Annotated in this window: 16 protein-coding genes; 6 read left to right on the top strand and 10 right to left on the bottom strand. The window is 70.4% G+C overall.

Annotated elements, in window-relative coordinates; all coding sequences use genetic code 11:
* Positions 1 to 106: 106 nt before the first annotated feature.
* The 4 genes from VGL85_RS12960 to VGL85_RS12945 all read right to left on the bottom strand — a co-directional run bounded on the left by VGL85_RS12960 (position 107) and on the right by VGL85_RS12945 (position 4,843).
* Positions 107 to 661 carry a DUF3035 domain-containing protein gene (locus VGL85_RS12960; protein ID WP_331589363.1) on the bottom strand — a complete coding sequence of 185 codons (555 nt, stop codon included), beginning with the start codon at positions 659 to 661 and terminating at the stop codon, positions 107 to 109.
* Between the two features lie 78 nt (positions 662 to 739).
* Entirely contained in the window at positions 740 to 1,264 is a 525-nt protein-coding gene (gene lspA, locus VGL85_RS12955; RefSeq protein ID WP_331589362.1) for a signal peptidase II, read from the bottom strand.
* Positions 1,261 to 4,197, bottom strand: a complete 2,937-nt coding sequence (gene ileS / locus VGL85_RS12950) for an isoleucine--tRNA ligase (RefSeq protein ID WP_331589361.1) — start codon at positions 4,195 to 4,197, stop codon at positions 1,261 to 1,263. Before ileS ends, lspA begins: the two co-directional genes overlap by 4 nt.
* 193 nt (positions 4,198 to 4,390) lie before the next feature.
* A complete protein-coding gene (locus tag VGL85_RS12945) occupies positions 4,391 to 4,843 on the bottom strand; it encodes a hypothetical protein (RefSeq protein ID WP_331589360.1) in 453 nt (150 codons plus the stop codon).
* 160 nt (positions 4,844 to 5,003) lie between these two features.
* On the opposite strand from VGL85_RS12945, the gene VGL85_RS12940 reads away from it, so the two are divergent.
* Entirely contained in the window at positions 5,004 to 5,876 is an 873-nt protein-coding gene (locus VGL85_RS12940) for a cyanophycinase (RefSeq protein WP_331589359.1), read from the top strand.
* Here the strand turns inward: VGL85_RS12940 and VGL85_RS12935 are convergent.
* Positions 5,860 to 6,912 carry an alkane 1-monooxygenase gene (locus VGL85_RS12935; RefSeq protein WP_331589358.1) on the bottom strand — a complete coding sequence of 351 codons (1,053 nt, stop codon included), beginning with the start codon at positions 6,910 to 6,912 and terminating at the stop codon, positions 5,860 to 5,862. The two genes, VGL85_RS12940 and VGL85_RS12935, sit on opposite strands and share 17 nt — an antisense overlap.
* Positions 6,913 to 6,983: 71 nt before the next feature.
* Between VGL85_RS12935 and VGL85_RS12930 the strand changes: the two genes are divergently transcribed.
* A complete protein-coding gene (locus VGL85_RS12930) occupies positions 6,984 to 8,048 on the top strand; it encodes a methyltransferase (RefSeq protein WP_331589357.1) in 1,065 nt (354 codons plus the stop codon).
* Positions 8,049 to 8,195: 147 nt separating this feature from the next.
* Positions 8,196 to 9,587 carry an alkaline phosphatase family protein gene (locus VGL85_RS12925; RefSeq protein WP_331589356.1) on the top strand — a complete coding sequence of 464 codons (1,392 nt, stop codon included), beginning with the start codon at positions 8,196 to 8,198 and terminating at the stop codon, positions 9,585 to 9,587.
* Between the two features lie 28 nt (positions 9,588 to 9,615).
* Here VGL85_RS12925 and VGL85_RS12920 read toward each other — a convergent pair whose 3' ends face one another.
* The 3 genes from VGL85_RS12920 to VGL85_RS12910 form a co-directional block, all read right to left on the bottom strand.
* Positions 9,616 to 10,566, bottom strand: coding sequence for a bifunctional riboflavin kinase/FAD synthetase (locus VGL85_RS12920; RefSeq protein WP_331589355.1), 951 nt, complete (start codon positions 10,564 to 10,566; stop codon positions 9,616 to 9,618).
* 73 nt (positions 10,567 to 10,639) lie between these two features.
* Entirely contained in the window at positions 10,640 to 11,062 is a 423-nt protein-coding gene (locus tag VGL85_RS12915) for a MaoC family dehydratase (RefSeq protein WP_331589354.1), read from the bottom strand.
* A gap of 91 nt (positions 11,063 to 11,153) precedes the next feature.
* A complete protein-coding gene (locus tag VGL85_RS12910; protein WP_331589353.1) occupies positions 11,154 to 12,035 on the bottom strand; it encodes a TIGR01459 family HAD-type hydrolase in 882 nt (293 codons plus the stop codon).
* Positions 12,036 to 12,224: 189 nt separating this feature from the next.
* On the opposite strand from VGL85_RS12910, the gene VGL85_RS12905 reads away from it, so the two are divergent.
* A complete protein-coding gene (locus VGL85_RS12905; RefSeq protein WP_331589352.1) occupies positions 12,225 to 12,890 on the top strand; it encodes a PEPxxWA-CTERM sorting domain-containing protein in 666 nt (221 codons plus the stop codon).
* A 145-nt stretch (positions 12,891 to 13,035) separates the two neighbouring features.
* Here the strand turns inward: VGL85_RS12905 and VGL85_RS12900 are convergent, their stop codons facing one another.
* Together VGL85_RS12900 and VGL85_RS12895 are read right to left on the bottom strand one after the other, a co-directional pair.
* Positions 13,036 to 14,385: an EAL domain-containing protein gene (locus tag VGL85_RS12900; RefSeq protein ID WP_414695249.1), complete on the bottom strand. Its 1,350-nt coding sequence runs from the start codon at positions 14,383 to 14,385 to the stop codon at positions 13,036 to 13,038.
* A gap of 172 nt (positions 14,386 to 14,557) precedes the next feature.
* Complete coding sequence (locus tag VGL85_RS12895) at positions 14,558 to 14,941, bottom strand: GIY-YIG nuclease family protein (RefSeq protein WP_331589351.1); 384 nt, start codon at positions 14,939 to 14,941, stop codon at positions 14,558 to 14,560.
* 273 nt (positions 14,942 to 15,214) lie between these two features.
* Between VGL85_RS12895 and VGL85_RS12890 the strand changes: the two genes are divergently transcribed.
* Together VGL85_RS12890 and VGL85_RS12885 are read left to right on the top strand one after the other, a co-directional pair.
* A complete protein-coding gene (locus VGL85_RS12890) occupies positions 15,215 to 16,735 on the top strand; it encodes an NAD(P)/FAD-dependent oxidoreductase (protein ID WP_331589350.1) in 1,521 nt (506 codons plus the stop codon).
* Positions 16,736 to 17,030: 295 nt separating this feature from the next.
* A partial coding sequence (locus VGL85_RS12885) for a hypothetical protein (protein ID WP_331589349.1) occupies positions 17,031 to 17,328 on the top strand: 298 nt, incomplete at its 3' end.

The raw sequence follows: 17,328 nt of genomic DNA, 5'->3' as shown, positions 1-17,328 counted from the left end.
AGGGTGGGGAAGCGTGGGCCGAAGTGCTGAGGTTGGGGATGATCTGGACTTCCCCACCCTGATCGCTTCGCGATCTTTCCCTCCCCACTAGGGGAGGGGGCTTCGCCTACAGCCCCGGCAGCTTCAGCTTCTTGTCGCCTTCGCGGGCGATGATCACCGTCTTGCCGCCGGTCAGCTTGCTGATCCGCTCGGACTCGGCGGCGGGGTCGATGGGGCTCGCGTCGTCGCCCACCGGCTTCGGCATGGCGGTGGCGGACTTGTCGCCGCGCCAGAACATCACCTTGTCGGCGAAGCTCTTCTCCTTGTGCGCCACGTCGCCGAACTCGTCGTCGATCACATAGCGGATCAGGGGATCGGCCTTCTCGCCGCCGGCCTTGGCGACCAGCAGCTTCTCGCCTTCGGAACGGGTCTCGCCTTCCTGCTGGCCCAGCAGGGCGGTGCGCGCGGCGCTTTCCGGCTGCAGCTCCTGCGGGCGCGGCTTGCCGGGCGCGGGCGGGCGCAGCGCGAAGTCGGGCGGCACCACCAGGGGGGCCTTGGTCACCACGCGGAACTCGTCCGGGGTCACCTTGGCCATGCCCAGCGCATTCCGGGTCGAGGTGCATCCCGCCAGACCAGCCGCCGCCATCAGCGCGGCGGCAACGAACACTCGGTTGACGCTCATATTACCTAGGACTCCAGGGCCGCCCCCGGCCGGAAAGAAGAGTGGATAGCGCAAAGCGGGCGGCGCGCCAACGCTGCATCAGGCCGCATCCCCCGCCGCGCCGTCCCCGGGGGTGTTCCCGCCCGCCGACCCGGCCTTGCCGTCCTGGCGCAGCATGTCCAGCAGCAGCAGGCAGATGCCGATGGTGATCGCCGAATCGGCGACGTTGAAGATCCACGGGAAGTACAGCGCCGAGGCGTCGATGAAGTCGGCCACCTGGCCCAGGCGGATGCGGTCGATGGCGTTGCCCACCGCGCCGCCGATCACCAGCCCGATCGCCGTGGCGAACAGCGGCCGCTGCGAGCGGCGCACCCAGCCCACCAGCATGGCGGCCACCGCGAAGGAGAAGACCACCAGCAGCCAGCGCACCGCGCCCTGGCGGGCCTGCAGGAAGCCGAAGCTGACGCCCGGGTTCCAGACGCCGGTCAGGCAGATCGGGCCGAACACCGGGATCGACTGGCCCTCCTGCAGGCGCAGGACCTGCAGGATCCAGTACTTCACCGCCTGGTCGGCGATGACCACCAGGACGGCCAGGGCGAGGGCCAGGCGGCCAAGCTTGCTCATGCATCAGCCTTGTTGTGCGTCGCGTCCCATTGGGCGACAGCGTCGGCGTCGCGCAGCGACAGGTCGGGATAGCGCGGGTCGGATCCCACCTCCGGCAGGATGCGCCAGGACCGCGCGCACTTGCGGCCCTCGGCGCGCACCGGCTCGACGGCGACGCCGGCGACCTCGGCCAGGCGAAACGCGCCCGCTGGGCCATCGCCCGCGACCAGGCTCGCCTGGCTGGTGCGGAACACCTCGGCGGCGTCCAGGCCTTCGAAGGCGGCCATCAGTTCCGGCTCGGCGACGTACACCACCGGGGCCGCCTCCAGCGCCGCGCCCAGCCGCTTCTCGCGCCGCTCGACCTCCAGGGCGCCGGTGACCACGCTGGTCACCGCCTTCGCCTTCGTCCAGCGCGCGGCTTCGGCGTCGTTGCGCCAGTCGGCCGGCGTCTCCGGGATGGTCCGCAGGCAGTTGGAGCCGGCGTCCGGATAACGCGTGGTCCAGGCCTCTTCCATGGTGAAGGGGATCAGCGGCGAGAGCCACGCGGTCAGGCGGCTGAAGCAGGCCTGCATCACCGTGCGCGCTGCGCGCCGGCGCAGCGCATCGGGCCGGTCGCAGTAGAGGCTATCGCGGCGGATGTCGAAGAACAGCGCCGACAGATCCTCCTGGCAGAAATCCATCACCGGGCGGATCACGTCCTGGAAGAGGTAGCCCTCATAGGCGGCGCGGACCTGCCCATCCAGTTCCCAGAGCCGGTGCAGGATGTAGCGTTCCAGCGGCGGCATCTCGGCGAGCTCGACCGCCTCGTCCGGCGAATAGTCGGCGAGTGCGCCCAACAGGTAGCGCACCGTGTTCCGGAGCTTGCGATAGGCGTCGGAGGTGGTCTGCAGCACGGTCTTGCCGATCCGGCTGTCGTCCGAATAGTCGATCATCGCCGCCCACAGCCGGATGATCTCGGCGCCGCTTTCGCGGATCACCTGCTCGGGGTCGACCACATTGCCCTTGGACTTCGACATCTTCTCGCCGGCCTCGTCCATGGTGAAGCCATGGGTGAGGATGGCGTCGTAGGGCGCGCGCCCGCGCGTGCCGCTGCTTTCCAGCAGCGAGGACTGGAACCAGCCGCGATGCTGGTCGGAGCCTTCCAGGTAGAGGTCGGCCGGCCAGCGGGTGTGGGCGCGGTGCTCCAGGGTGAAGGCGTGGGTCGAGCCTGAATCGAACCAGACGTCGAGGATGTCCTCGACCTTCTCGTAGCGGTCCGGGTCGTGGCTCCCCAGGAAGTCCGACGAGGGCCGGGTGAACCAGGCGTCGGCGCCCTCGGCGCGAATGGCGTCGACGATCCGCGCATTGACCGCGGCGTCGTGCAGCGGCTGGCCGGTTTCCTTGTCCACGAACATGGCCAAGGGCGCGCCCCAGGCGCGCTGGCGGCTGATCAGCCAGTCCGGCCGGCTCTCGACCATGGCGCGGATGCGGTTCTTGCCGGCGGCCGGGTAGAAGGCCGTGGCCTCGATGGACTCCAGCGCCGTCTCGCGCAGCGAGCGGCCGTTATGCGCCTTATCGTCCAGCGGCTCGTCCATTCGGATGAACCACTGCGGGGTGTTGCGGAAGATCACCGGCGCCTTGGAGCGCCAGCTGTGCGGATAGGAGTGCTCGATCCGGCCCCGCGCCAAGAGCGCCCCGGCCTCGATCAGCTTGTCCATCACCGCCGGGTTCGCCGGGCCGAACTTGCCGGCTTTCTTGCCCTCGGTGTCCAGCACCTTCAGCCCGGCGAACAGCGGCACGCCGGGGTAATAGGCGCCGTCGGGGTCGACGGTCTCGGGGATCTCGCGATGGCCGTGCGCCAGCCAGACGGCATAGTCGTCGGCGCCGTGGCCGGGCGCGGTGTGGACGAAGCCGGTGCCGGCGTCGTCGGTCACATGGTCGCCGGCCAGCATCGGCACCTGGAAGCCGTAGCCGGCGTCCAGGCCCGCCAAGGGGTGGGCCAGCACCATGCCCCGGCAGTCGACGGCCTCCACCTTGTGGAACTTGGCGACCTTGGCCGCGGCCATCACTTCGCTGCTGAGCTTCTCGGCGAGGATCAGCCGGTCGCCGGCCTTGGCCCAGGGCTCGAACTCCAGCCCGGTCTCCATGGCGTCCACCTGGTAGACGGCATAGGCGATGTCGGGGTTGTAGCTCACCGCCCGGTTGGCGGGGATGGTCCAGGGCGTGGTCGTCCAGATCACCACGCTGGCGGCGCCCGCGGCGCTGGAGCCTTCCACCACCGGGAACTTCACCCACACCGTGGGACTGGTGTGGTCGTGGTACTCGACCTCGGCGTCGGCCAGGGCGGTTCGCTCCACCGGGCTCCACATCACCGGCTTGGAGCCGCGGTAGAGCTGGTCGCTCATCACGAACTTATGGAACTCGGCCACGATGGCGGCTTCGCTTCCATAGTCCATGGTGGCGTAGCGGTGCTCCCAGTCGCCGATCACCCCCAGGCGCTTGAAGCCTTCCATCTGCACGCCGATCCACTTGGCGGCGTACTCGCGGCAGCGGGTGCGGAACTCGGCCTTGGAGACCTCGTCCTTGCGCCGGCCGGAGGCGCGCAGCTCCTCCTCGATCTTCCACTCGATCGGCAGGCCGTGGCAGTCCCAGCCGGGCACATAGTCGACGTCGTAGCCCAGCAGGAACCGCGAGCGGACCACGAAGTCCTTCAGGGTCTTCTGCAGCGCATGGCCGATGTGGATCGCCCCGTTCGCATAGGGCGGGCCGTCGTGCAGCACATAGAGCGGCGCGCCGCCATGCTGCCGGGCCTTGCGCATGGCGTGGTAGAGGTCGCCCGCCGCCCAGCCTTGCAGGATCTGCGGCTCCTTCTGCGGCAGGCCCGCGCGCATGGGGAACGGCGTTTCGGGGAGGAAGACAGTCTCGCGATAGTCGCGGCCAGGTTTTACGTCTTCAGGCGTGGCGTCGTCGGCCATGGAACTTTCCAGCGTGGTCCGGAGGGGCTGTTGAGCTGCGGGACGAACCCGGCGCGCGCGCAGACGGTCTCGTCCGGCGTCACGCCGGGCGGGTAATTCGCGAGCTCTTCCGGACCGAAGTCATGGGCGAGGCTCTAACAGACGACGGCAGGGAACCCAAGGCCCCCTGATGTCCGGACGGCTGTCCCGGCGCCTAGTGGTGGTGGCCGCCGCCATGCTCGCCGCCATGACCACCGCCGTGGCCGCCGCCATGGCCTCCGTGGAAGTGGCCCCCGCCGTGGAAGCCGCCGCCGCCGTGGAAGTGGCCGCCCCCATGCCAGTGGCCGCCGCCGCGGAAATGACCGCCGCCACCGTGGAAGTGGCCGCCGTGCCGCCAGCCGCGCCAGCCCTCCGGCCCGCCCCAGCCGTAGCCGTACCTGTGCCAGTAGCCGCACCAGTACCAGCCCGGGCCGCGCCAGCCGTCGAAGTACCAGCAATAGCGGTGCGGCCCGTAGATGTAGAACTGCGCCTGTTCGAGTTGCGGGAAGGCCTGGCCGGGGAAATAGACCGCCGGATCGGTCGGCCAGGACGGCGCGGCTTGCGCCGGCCCCGCGACGAAGGGAATGGACAGCGCCGAGGCGGCAAGGGCGATGAGGACGGATTTCATGGCAGACTTCCACTGATGAACCCGTCCTGGAAGGTCTGAACGCGCGGCCGGCCGGGGGGTTCGAAAGCTTTCGCCCGCCGTTGGCGCCGCCCGCCTGCCTGTGCTTTGGTCCGCGCGGCGCCGGCGGGTGGCGGGCGCGGTGAACGAGCGGGGATCTTCGATGCGTCAGAGTCTGTGTTCGGTGGTGCGTGGGCTGTTGTCCGTGGCGCCGCTTCTGGTGGTCCTGGCCTTGCCGGCCGCCGCCGCCCAGGCGGCGACCGCTCCTGCCCCGCCGCCGGTGACCCGCGGTCCCGAGCACGGGACGCTGATCATCGCCGGCGGCGGCAGCCTGGGGCCGGAGATCCTCGGCCGCTTCATCCAGCTGGCCGGCGGCAAGGACGCCGAGATCGTGGTCATCCCCACGGCTGGCGGCGAGGCCAAGTACGGCCCGGACTGCGCCTGCCTCGGCATCTTCAAGAAGCTGGGCGCCACCCACCTCACCATCCTGCACACCACCGACCGCAAGGAGGCCGACTCCGACGCCTTCGTGGCCCCCCTGAAGCGCGCCAAGGCGGTGTGGTTCGTGGGCGGGCGCCAATGGCATCTGGTGGACAGCTACCTCGGCACCAAGACCGAGGCCGAGATCCACAACCTGCTGGCCCGCGGCGGGGTGGCCGGCGGCAGCTCGGCCGGCGCCTCGATCCAGGCCTCCTACATGGTGCGCGGCGCGCGCTCGGGCAACGAGATCGTCATGGCCCCCGGCTACGAGCAGGGCTTCTCCCTGATCACCGGCGCGGCCGTCGACCAGCATGTCACCGCCCGTCATCGCGAGGGCGACCTGGACGCCGTGGTGGTCAAGCACCCCGACGTGCTGGGCATCGGCATCGACCAGTCCACCGCCATCGAGGTGAAACACGACGGCTTCAAGGTCCTGGGCGTCGGCCACGTGTTCATCCACGACGGCAAGGAACAGCCGAACGGCGGCCACTACTATCTGCTGGCGGCCGGCGACACCTTCAACCTCGACACCCTGACCCCTAGCGAGAAGCGCTGACCGGCTCCGGCTCCGAACGCAAAGCCTCGCCTGGCGCCATCCGCGTCGCCCGCGGATCCATCACGCGCCGCCAGAGCGGCGGGAAGGGCGCCATCAGCATCGCGCCCGCATAGCCGGCGGGCAGTTCGGCCGCGCCGGGCGGCGCTTCCAGCTGCTGGTAGGCGCGCATGGGGGCCCGGTGGTGGTCGCTGTGGCGGCCCATGTTGAACAGGGCGGCGTTGTTCATCCGCCGCGCCGAGTTCCAGGAATGCTGCGGGCCGAGCGGCTCGGGCCGCCCGTCGGGCCGCAGGCGGCGTGTCAGGCCGTAGTGGGCGACGTAGTTGAAGCTCTCCAGCAGCAGGATCGCCACCGCCGCGCTGCCCGCGACGAAGGCCAGGGCGCGCAGGCTCGCCAGTCCCACGGCCAGCGCGAACAGCCCCTCGACCGCCAGATAGGCCAGCATGCGGTTGCGGGAGCTCCGCACGCGGCGGCCGCCGCGACGCAGGCGCTCGGCCTCGAACCGCCAGGCCTCGCGCCATTGGCCCGCGATGGACCGGCCGAGGAAGGCGTATAGGCTTTCGCCCAGGCGGGCGCTGGACGGGTCCTCGGTCGTCGCGGCGCGGCGATGGTGGCCGTTCACGTGGCTGATGCGGAAGTGCATGTAGAAGACCGCGCCCAGCAGGGTCAGGCCCAGCGCGCGCTCGGCCGACCGGCGGCTGTGGATCATCTCGTGGGCGGCGACGAAGCCGAAGACGCCGGCGGTCACCCCGGAGGACACCACCAGCCCCGCCACGGTCACGGCGCAGGCGCCCGGCTGGCTCACCACCGCCGCGCCCCAGGCGATCGTCGCCAGCTGCGCGGGGATGTAGAGCCGGGGCAGCAGGCGCAGCCAGCGGGGCCCGCGGTCGGCCGGGCCCTCGCCCAGCGCCGCGTCCAGGCCCGCCAGGCCGAGCGGGGTGGCGACGGCGGCGGCGAAGGCCCAGGCGCCGCCCAGCGTGGCGCCGATCGGGACCAGGGCCAGGAAGGCGAACGGCAGACAGTATCGGAGCGCGGCCATACCGCCTCGGCTGGAATTTCCCCTTCCCCTAACGGAAACGTACAGGCGGCCAAACCGTTGGAGGGTGCGGGATGAAAATCGGCGTTCTACCTGAATCCCCGCTCGAATGGCTGGGGCTGCGGCTGGGGCTGGTCCCTGTGCCGCTGGCCGAAACCCATGGCGCCATGCTGCTGGCGCGCGCCATCATGGCCGGGGCGGAGCTGGGCGTGTTCGACGCCCTGGCGGGAGGGCCCAGGACCGCCGCGCAGGTCGCCGAGGCCTGCCGCACGGCGCCCGGCGCGACCGCGCTGCTGCTGGATGCGCTCGCCGCCTGCGGCTACCTCACCCGCGGCGGGCGCGGCGAGGGCGCGGACTTCGCGCTCGCGCCCCAGGCGCGCAAGTGGCTGCTGGCCGAGGCGCCGGCCTCGATCCGCGACAAGCTCCTGCTGCAGGTCGTCGAGTGGCGCTGGCTGGAGACCCTGGAGGCCTTCGTGCTGAGCGGCCGGCCGCTGGATTTCCACGACGGCCTGCCCGCCGCCGAGCTCGGCCTCTATCACCGCGCCATGCGCGCCCTGGCGGGGGTCGCGGGCCATGAGGTGGCCCGGCGCATGCCGGTCCCGCGCGGCGCGCGCCGGATGCTCGACCTGGGCGGTTCGCACGGCCACTACGCCGCCGAGATCTGCCGCCGCCATCCGGGCCTGAGCGCCGAGGTGCTCGACCTGCCCGACGCCATCGTGGCCGCCGCCCCGATCCTCGCCCGCGAGGGCCTGGGCGAGCGGGTCGTCCATACGCCCGGCGACGCCGCCAGCGCCGACCTCGGAGAGGCGCGCTACGACCTGGTGCTGATGTCCAATCTCGCCCATCACCTGGACGCGGCCCAGAACCAGGCGCTCGCGCACCGCGTCGCCCGCGCGCTGCGGCCCGGCGGGATGTTCGTCATCCAGGAGCCGGCGCTCAGCGAACCGTCGGCCCGCGCCGGCCAGGTGACCGCCCTGCTCGGCCTCTATTTCGCCCTGCAGAGCCGCCCCGACGTCCGGACCTGGACCGTCGCCGAGATGGCCGGCTGGCAGGCGGCCGCGGGCCTGCGCCCACGCCGGGCCGTCGGCCTGCGCACCGCCCCCGGCTGGGTCCAGCAGGCGGCGGTCCGCGACGGCTAGTCTTCGAACGGCCGGCGCCCTCGACGGCGGCGTTTTCGATGGAGCGTCTGCGGGCGCGATGGCACAGTTGTCACGCTCTTCGGCTTCGCTGGAGTTGCGGACGGCGCCCGGCGCTTCCGCCCTGCGGCCGAACGCTTGGGGGACGCCATGACCGACCTGATCCGCCGCCGTTTCATCCAGACCGCCGCGGCCGCATCGGCCGCCGGCGTCGCCGCGCCGGCCTTCGCGGCCGCGACCGCCGGGAAGCTCAGCGACATCGACCACATCATCATCCTGATGAAGGAGAACCGCTCCTTCGATCACTACTTCGGGACCCTGCGCGGCGTGCGCGGGTTCGGCGACCCGACCGCGCGCCAGGCCGACGGGACCAGCCTGTTCCGGCAGAAGGACGCCCTGCATCCCGACGGCCATGTGCTGCCGTTCCGGGTGAACACCCTTTCCACCAACGGCCAGCACTACACCGACCTCAGCCACAACTGGGGCCCGCAGCACGTGGCCTGGAACGCCGGCGCCATGGACATGTGGCTGCCCGCCCACCGCGCCGCCGACGGCGACAACGGCCCGCTGACCATGGGCTACATGACGCGCCAGGACCTGCCCTACTACTACGCGCTGGCCGAGGCCTTCACGATCTGCGACGGCTATCACTGCTCGGTGTTCGGCCCGACCCATCCCAACCGCTACTACCTGATGACCGCCACCAACGACCCGGCGGGGCGCCATGGCGGGCCGGCGCTGGACAACAAGGGCAAGGCCTATGGCTGGGAGACCTATCCCGAGCGGCTGCAGAAGGCCGGGATCAGCTGGCGCGTCTACCACGACACCGACGACTACGGCTGCAACGTGCTGAAGTACTTCAAGCAGTTCCAGGGCCTGCCGCAGACCGCCGCGCTCCACGACGCCGCGATCCGCGACCGCCCGTTCGAGACCCTGCTGGCCGACCTGCGGAGCGGCGACATCCCGCAGGTCACCTGGATCGTCCCGCCGGCGGCGGTGAGCGAGCATCCGTCCTACCTGCCGGCGGCCGGCGAGGACCACACCGCCCAGGTGCTCGCCGCCCTGTGGTCCAACCCGAAGCTCTGGGCGAAGACCGCCCTGATCCTCAACTACGACGAGAACGACGGCCAGTTCGACCATGTGGCGCCGCCGACCCCGCCGCGCGGCGCGCCGGACGAATTCGTCCACGGCCTGCCGGTGGGCCTGGGCTTCCGGGTGCCGTGCCTGGTGATCTCGCCGTTCAGCCGCGGCGGCTACGTCTGCGGGACGGTCTTCGACCACACCTCGACGCTGAAGCTGATCGAGGCGCGGTTCGGCGTCGAGGTCGCGAACCTTTCCGCCTGGCGACGCAAGACGGTGGGCGACCTGACCGCCGCCTTCGGCTTCGGCGCCGCGCCCGACCTGTCGATCCCCAAGATGCCGGAAACCGGCCCGGCCCTGCGGACCGCCCTCGAACTCATCAAGACCCGGCCCAACCCCGAGGTCCCCGCCGTCCAGGCCATGCCGATCCAGGAGCCCGGCTCACGGCCCCGGCGGGCTTAGCGGTCGAACGCCGGGCGATCGGGCCGCCCTAGTCCAGCGCCGGCAGCAGCAGGGCGCGGGCCTGGGCGGCGTCCTTCATCACCTGGGCGGTCATGGTCTCCAGGCCGTCGAACTTCAGCTCGGGCCGCAGGAAGGCGATCAGGTCGGTCTCGATCACCTGGTCGTAGATGTCCTCGTCGAAGTCGAACAGCCAGACCTCGAGCAGCGGGACCCGCACGCCCTCGATGGTCGGGTTGACGCCGATGTTGGCGACGCCGGGGATGTCGCGCCCGTCCGGCAGGCGGGTGCGGGTCGCATAGACCCCGAACTTCGGGATCACATAGTCGCCCAGGGCCACGTTGGCGGTGGGGAAGCCCAGCTTGCGGCCCAACTGGCGGCCGCGCTGCACCACGCCCTCGATGGCGAAGGGGCGGCCCAGGATGCGCCGCGCCTCCTCCGGCCGGCCCTCGCGCAGGGCGTCGCGCACCGCGGTGGAGGAGAACTTCTCGCCGTCGGCGTCCTCCACCGGCTCGGCCACCGAGACGCCGAAGCCCAGCTCCGCGCCATAGGCCTTCATGCTCTCGGGGCTGCCGGTGCGGCCCTTGCCGAAGGAGTTGTCGAAGCCCACCGCCACGTGGCGTGCGCCCCAGCCGCGGTGCAGCACCCGCTCGGCGAAGTCCCGGTCGGTCATCTCCGCCAGCTCGGCGTCCAGCGGCAGCACGTAGAGGATGTCGACGCCCAGGTCCTCCAGCGCGCGGGCCTGCTGGTCCGGCTTCATCAGCAGGAAGGCGGGCTCGTCGGGGCGGAAATAGACCCGCGGGTGCGGATCGAAGGTGATGACCCCCAGCGGGCAGCCCAGCGCGCCCGCGGCCTTGGCGGCCAGCGCGATCACCTGCTGGTGGCCGCGGTGGACGCCGTCGAAATTGCCCATGGCCACCGCCGCGCCGCGATCGCCCGGCGCCACGTCCTTCCAGCCTCGGATGACCCGCAGCCGCCTCATCCGGCTTCGCTCCGCGCGGAGCTTCGCAGGATCGAGGGGCAGGCGAACCCTCCGAAGCCTTGGCGAAGGCGGGTCATTTGCCGCGGCGCGGCGCCAGGATCAGCGCCTCGCCGTCCAGCACGGTGCGGCCGTTGACCAGGCAGAGGGTCTCGAAGACCGCGTGGGCCTTCTCCGCGTCCAGGCTCTTGACGGTGACCCGCGCGGTGACCGCGTCGCCGACCTTCACCGGCCGGCGGAAGCGCAGCGACTGCGACAGGTAGATCGCGCCCGGCCCCGGCAGCTGGTTGCCCAGCACCGCGGAGATGTAGGCGGCCGACAGCATGCCGTGGGCGATGCGCCCGCCGAAGGTGGTGGTCTTGGCGTAGGCCTCGTCCAGGTGCACCGGATTGACGTCGCCGCTGACCGCGGCGAAGGCCTCGATGTCGGCGGCGCCGACCACCCGGGTGGTCTCGGCGCTCTGCCCCACGGAAAGCTCGTCGAAATAGAACCCCTGCACGCTTGCTCCTGACGCCGACTTGCCTGCGATCACTTAGCGACGATTTCGCTTGCTCGCCAGAAGACTTGGGGCTCGCCAGAAGACTTGGGGCTCACCAGACCAGGTCGGCGATGGCGTAGGTCGCCGAGACCCCCTGCTGGCGCATGAGGTCGGCCACGGCGGCCGCGTTCAGCGTTCCGTCCGCGCGAACCGTCTCGGCGCCGTGGATGCCGCTGGCCACGAACAGCACGTCCAGGCCCTGGGCGTTGGCGCCCTTGATGTCGGTGGGCAGGCCGTCGCCGATGCAGAGCACGCGGCGCTTGTCCAGCGGCCCCCGCCCGCCGCGTTCGGCCAGCGCCGCCTGCGCCTTCACCAGCGAAAGCTCGTAGATGATCGGATAGGGCTTGCCGGCCATCAGCACCCGGCCGCCCAGGCTCTCGTAGAGCTGGGCCAGCGCGCCGCCGCAATAGATCAGCCGCTCGCCGCGCTGCACCACGATGTCCGGGTTGGCGCACAGCATGACCAGGTCGCGGCCCACCGCTTCGATGAAGCGCTCGCGATAGTCGCCCGGCTCCTCGGTCTCGTCGTCGTAGGGGCCGGTGACCGAGATGAACCGCGCGTGCGCCTGGTCGGCGAACTCGACCCCCAGCCCGTCATAGAGCGGCAGGTCGCGCTCGGGGCCGATCATCCAGGCCGGGCCCGGCGCGCGCTCGGCCAGCAGCAGGCGCGTGGCGTCGCCGGAGGTGACGATCTCGCTCCAGGCCTCGCGCGGAACACCCAGCCCGTCGAGCTGCTCGATCACCTGGGCGTGCGGCCGCGGCGAGTTGGAGATCAGCACCACCGGCCCGACCTCGGCGCGATAGCGGGCGAGCGCGGCGCAGGCGACGGGAAAGCTCACCGCGCCGTTGTGGATCACGCCCCAGACGTCGCACAGCAGGGCGTCGTAGGCGTTGGCGATCTCGGAGAAGCGGCCGCAGGCTTTTGGGGAGGTCATCGGCAGGGGCGGTAGCGGGCGCGTCCGATCCGGTCAATCGTGGCGGTCGATCCGCGCCCCGCGCGCCGCGGGCCGAACCCGCCGCGCCAACTTATTGCGCCCCTATAGTTGATATGAGCCATGTGCGCCCCGCCCGCCGCACCTAGGCTTTCCGCATGGGAAACCCGCACAGCAGGGAGCGGACGGACTATGCGTAACTGGAAACTGGCTGCCGGAACGGCGGCCGTGGTGATGGCGGTGGCGGCGATCGGCGCGGGTTCGGCCCGGGCCGACCCGATCAGGCTCAATCTGACGGGCGCGGTGGCCGATTACACCGTCATCCCCGGCTTCAACAATGGCGCGGACCACGTCGACCCGTCCTTCCTGCCGCTGAGCGGCGTGGATCCGAACGGCGTGGCGGTCAGCCAGGACGACACCTTTCAGGTCAACGTCACCCTGGACGCGCCGCTCACCATCCCGGGGTCGGTCACGCGCACCGACGTGGTCCTGATCCTCAACGGCGCCAACTTCCCGGACATCGACACCAAGATCGACGATGCGGTCGTCGACTTCTCCGACGGCGGCGTCGCGGGCCTCCACTTCGACAGCTTCAGCAGCAGCACCCACGGCCAGCTCTCGGTGTTCACGCCGATCTTCCCGCCGGACAACGGGCCGCTGACCTTCGACACGATCACCTACAGCTTCCACGTCTCCGATCTCAGCCAACCGGCGACCCTGAACGGCGCGGAACTGGACTTCTCACTGCTCAGCCCCGCCCCGGCTCCGGAACCGGCGGCCTGGGCGCTGATGCTCGTGGGCTTCGGCGGGCTCGGCGCGACGCTCCGGGCCCGGCGGCAAAGCAAGGTGCTGGCCTAAACGACCCCATTCCAGCGTGAAGGCGCCGCCGGCTCATCCCGGCGGCGTCTTTGCGTCCGGGGCAGTTTCGGGCCTGAAGCAATTTTCTTAGGTCGTCATGGCCGGGACAAGCCCGGCCATGACGTTCAAAAATGGTGGAAACGCCCTAGTACCCCACCGCCCGGCGCGGCAGGTCGAGCGGCGGCAGGGCGGTTTCGGCGGGCGTGGGGCGCGCGACCGCCGGCGGCGGCCCGGCCTCGCTCAGCACCGCCTCCTTGATGGCCCGCGGCTCGCCGAACAGGTGGCCCTGGCCGAAGCCCAGGTCGAGGTCCAGCAGCTCGGCCACCTGCCGCTCGGTCTCCATCTTCTCGGCCACGATCTGCACCGAATAGCGCCCGGCGAACTGCACGAAGTCCTGGGCGGCGAGGTCGGGCAGGGAGGCCAGCACCGTCAGCCCGTCCTTCTCCTGCAGCTCGTCCAGCAGCTTCTGGGCGCCGATCTTCAGGAACTTCACGTCCGAGCGCGCCAGGTCCTGCCAGTCGAGGTCGAGGTCGACGACCTTGTCCAGGCTGAAGCGGAAGCCGAGGTCGGCCAGCTTGCCCATGTTGCGCGCCTCCACCGAGCCGCGCCGGTCGAACGCCGCCTGGCCGATCTCGAAGATCAGCGACCCGGCCAGGTCGCGGTTGGCGGTGAGCAGCTCCAGGAACTGCGGGAAGAAGCCCTCGTCGCCCAGGCTGGCCATGGAGACGTTGCAGAAGATGCCGATCTTGCGGTCCTGCTTGGCCAGTCGCCGCACGATCTGCACGCAGCGGAACAGCAGCAGGTTGTCGATGGCGGTGACCAGGCCGCCCGGCTCGGCCACGCTCAGATATTCGGCCGGCATCATCACCCGGCCGGTCTCGTCGCGCAGGCGCGAGAAGCTCTCGTAGTACTGGGTGCGCCGCTGCGGCAGGGCCACGATCGGCTGCAGGTAGAGGTCGACCCGGTTCTGCGCCAGGGCCTCCTGCACCACGTCCAGCAGGTCCGGCGCCCGGGGCGGGGCGGCCGCCACGGCCCCGCCCATCGCCGCCTGCGCCGCGCCGAACTGGGCGGTGAACGTCGCCGCCATCGCGCCGGCCGAGGCCGCGGCCGGCCGCTCCTCCAGCTGCTGCTGCATCCGGGCCACCAGGCCCTCCAGCATGTGGACCTCGTCCACCAGGCTGTCGTTGCGGCTGGCGTCGGCCACCACGGCCTCGAAGATGTCGGTGACCCGCTGGTCCAGCGCCTCGACCTGGTCGAGCAGGATCCTGTGGGCGTCGCGGATGTCGCCGACCTCGCCCTTCAGCGCCCCCATCTCCAGGGCGCGTTCGATCAGCCCGTGGAAGGCGAAGCACAGGCCAAGCCCGCCCACCAGCGCCGCCACCCCCGCGCCCCAGCCGCCGCCGTTGCGCCAGAGCGTCAGGGCGACGATCAGTGACAGGCAGAGATAGGTCCCGCAGAGAAGCCCCAGGGTGAGCCGACGCATGGTCCCAGCCATCCGAATCACTTCGGCGAGTATCCGACGCGGATTCCCCGGAAGTCGAAGGAATTAACGCCGCGGCGACACCTCCTCCTCTCCCACCCCCAAAACTCCGCTCATCCCCGCGAAGGCGGGGATCCAAGCTGAGTCGGAAGACGTGGCGAAAGCCTCCGCTGAAGATCCCGCGGTCCTATGGATCCCCGCCTTCGCGGGGATGAGCGGAAGAGAAGGGCAAGCGCGTCATCGGGTCGACGAACGACGCCAGGTCGGGATGCAGCGGCTGCTCTGGCCGGAACAGTTCCTCGAACAGGTCGCCCCAGGTCGGATTGCCGGCCTCGATCAGGCGGACCTTCCAGGCGCGATTCCATTTCTTGATCTGCTGCTCGCGGCGGAATGCGCCATCTCGCGTGTCATGGGCTTCGAACCACACAAGCCGCGTCACGCCATATTTCGCGGTGAAACCCGCAAACACCTTCTCCCGGTGCTGCGGGATGCGGGCGGCCAGGCTCTCGGTATGTCCGCAATAGAGCGTGCCATGGGGGGCGTTGGCGAGCAGATAGGCGAAGAATACCAAGGATAACCTCCTCATTCCGCTGAAGAAGTTTATCCCAGCGGCGAGAACAAATAAAGAACAATCGTCTCCCCGCTCATTCCCGCGAAGGCGGGAATCCAAGCCGAATCCGAATGCCAATCCGCAGTCCTTCAGCCAACCCCCCGCCGCATGGATTCCCGCCTTCGCGGGAATGAGCGGGGTCGTGGGAAAGCTGGAGAATATGCCACGCTGGCGCGTTCCCCATATTCATGTGATCACGGTTCACCTGAACGCGGCGCGGGACTTCGGCACACCATGGCGGACGGATCGGCGGGCAAGGCCACACCGGAACACTTCCCCGAGCACTTCGACGTCCTGATCGTCGGCGCCGGCCTTTCCGGCATCGGCGCCGCCTGGCACATCCAGCACGAGGCCAGGCCCGCCCGATCCTACGTGATCCTCGAAGGCCGCGACGCCATCGGCGGCACCTGGGACCTGTTCCGCTATCCGGGCATCCGCTCCGACAGCGACATGTACACCCTGGGCTACGCCTTCAAGCCGTGGACGCAGGCCAAGGCCATCGCCGACGGCCCCTCGATCCTGAAGTACGTTCGCCAGACGGCCGCCGAGAACGGCATCGAGCGCCACATCCGCTTCGGCCACAAGGTGACCGCCGCCGCCTGGTCCAGCGAAGACGCCCGCTGGACGGTCACGGCGCGCACCGACGACGGCGCCGTGCGCACCTTCACCGCCGGCTTCGTCTTCCTCTGCGGCGGCTACTATTCCTACGATGGCGGCTACCTGCCGGAGTTCCCCGGCTACGCCCGCTTCAAGGGCCGGCTCGTCCATCCGCAGCAGTGGCCGGAGGCCCTCGACTACACGGGCAAGCGCGTCGTCGTCATCGGCTCCGGCGCCACGGCCGTGACCATCGTGCCGGAGATGGCCAGGCGCGCCGCCCACGTCACCATGCTGCAGCGCTCGCCGACCTATGTGGTGAGCCGCCCGGCCGAGGACGCCATGGCCAACGGCCTGCGCAAGTGGCTGCCGCCCATGGTCGCCTACAACATCGTGCGCTGGCGCAATGTGCTGTTCGGCATGTGGTTCTTCCGGCTGGCCCGCAACAAGCCGGACGCGGTGAAGAAGAACATCATCGACATGGTGCGCGCCCAGCTCGGCCCGGACTACGACGTCGAGACCCATTTCACGCCCCGCTACAATCCCTGGGACCAGCGCCTGTGCCTGGTGCCCGACGCCGACCTGTTCGCCGCCATCAAGGCCGGAACCGCCAGCGTCGTCACCGACCATATCGAGACCTTCGACGAGACCGGCATCCAACTGAAGTCCGGCAAGCGCCTGGCCGCCGACATCGTCGTCACCGCCACCGGCCTGGTGCTGCAGGTGATGAACGGGCTGTCGCTCACCGTCGACGGACGGCCCGTCGATCCCGGCCAGACGCTCTCCTACAAGGGCATGATGTACGAGGGCGTGCCGAACCTCGCCTCGGCCTTCGGCTACACCAATGCGTCCTGGACCCTGAAGTGCGACCTGACCTGCGAATATGTCTGTCGCCTGCTGAACCAGATGGCCCGCACCGGAAACCGCCAGGTCACGCCCCGCAACGCCGACCCCGATATCGAGCGCCAGCCCTGGCTCGACTTCTCCTCAGGCTACGTCCAGCGCGCCATGGAGAAATTCCCCAAGCAGGGAACCAAGGCCCCCTGGAAACTGCACCAGAACTACGCCCTGGACCTGATGAGCCTGCGCTACGCCAAGCTGGACGACGGGGTGCTGGAGTTCAGCAACCGCGCCCCGGCGAAAGGGAAGGTGGCGGCTTAGCTACCGCCCCCGCGAAGCGGCGGGAGGGGGACCATCCGCCGAAGAGCGGATGGTGGAGGGGGCGAGCCACCTCCACGGCATTTTCCGCCGCGACCACATCATCCTTCCCGCACTCCGCTCGCCGCTTGCCCCCTCCACCATTGGCTCTTCCCCCGGCCTTCGCCGGCGTCGGCCAACGGTCCCCCTCCCGCCGCTGCGCGGGGGCGGTGAGCGAAAACCCTTGACTCCCGCCTCGATCTATGTTCTTGTTTTGTTCATGTCGGATGCAGCGGCGAGACGGGAGCGGCAGGACGCCGTGCTGGCGGAGCTTTCCGAGCTCGGCCTCTCCCTGGCGCGCGAGCTGCATGCCCGGGCCTTGGCGGCCGAGACGCCGCTCGAGGCCGAGAAGCTGTCGCTGGCCTTCCAGCGGGTCTCGCGCGGCGTGCGCCAGACCTTCGCCCTGGAGCTGAAGTTCGAACGCGCGCGGCGCCTGGGCGAGCGGGAAGACGCCGACGCCGCCCAGGCGGCCGCGCGCAAGGCCAGGCTGGACGCCGTCTCCCCGCCCGAGGGCTGGCTGACCTCGCCGGTCACCCGGCGCAAGGACCGGGTGCGCT

The sequence above is a fragment of the Phenylobacterium sp. genome, from assembly GCF_036501465.1.
In the GTDB taxonomy this organism is placed as follows: domain Bacteria; phylum Pseudomonadota; class Alphaproteobacteria; order Caulobacterales; family Caulobacteraceae; genus Phenylobacterium.
Note: the sequence above shows the minus strand (reverse complement) of the source record. Positions and strands in the feature narration are given on the sequence as shown.

Bases quoted from the DNA above. Each gene is read 5' to 3' on its own strand.
- VGL85_RS12960 (WP_331589363.1), bottom strand. From the start codon at position 661: ATGAGCGTCAACCGAGTGTTCGTTGCCGCCGCGCTGATGGCGGCGGCT.
- lspA (WP_331589362.1), bottom strand. From the start codon at position 1,264: ATGAGCAAGCTTGGCCGCCTGGCCCTCGCCCTGGCCGTCCTGGTGGTC.
- ileS (WP_331589361.1), bottom strand. From the start codon at position 4,197: ATGGCCGACGACGCCACGCCTGAAGACGTAAAACCTGGCCGCGACTAT.
- VGL85_RS12945 (WP_331589360.1), bottom strand. From the start codon at position 4,843: ATGAAATCCGTCCTCATCGCCCTTGCCGCCTCGGCGCTGTCCATTCCC.
- VGL85_RS12940 (WP_331589359.1), top strand. From the start codon at position 5,004: ATGCGTCAGAGTCTGTGTTCGGTGGTGCGTGGGCTGTTGTCCGTGGCG.
- VGL85_RS12935 (WP_331589358.1), bottom strand. From the start codon at position 6,912: ATGGCCGCGCTCCGATACTGTCTGCCGTTCGCCTTCCTGGCCCTGGTC.
- VGL85_RS12930 (WP_331589357.1), top strand. From the start codon at position 6,984: ATGAAAATCGGCGTTCTACCTGAATCCCCGCTCGAATGGCTGGGGCTG.
- VGL85_RS12925 (WP_331589356.1), top strand. From the start codon at position 8,196: ATGACCGACCTGATCCGCCGCCGTTTCATCCAGACCGCCGCGGCCGCA.
- VGL85_RS12920 (WP_331589355.1), bottom strand. From the start codon at position 10,566: ATGAGGCGGCTGCGGGTCATCCGAGGCTGGAAGGACGTGGCGCCGGGC.
- VGL85_RS12910 (WP_331589353.1), bottom strand. From the start codon at position 12,035: ATGACCTCCCCAAAAGCCTGCGGCCGCTTCTCCGAGATCGCCAACGCC.
- VGL85_RS12905 (WP_331589352.1), top strand. From the start codon at position 12,225: ATGCGTAACTGGAAACTGGCTGCCGGAACGGCGGCCGTGGTGATGGCG.
- VGL85_RS12900 (WP_414695249.1), bottom strand. From the start codon at position 14,385: ATGGCTGGGACCATGCGTCGGCTCACCCTGGGGCTTCTCTGCGGGACC.
- VGL85_RS12890 (WP_331589350.1), top strand. From the start codon at position 15,215: ATGGCGGACGGATCGGCGGGCAAGGCCACACCGGAACACTTCCCCGAG.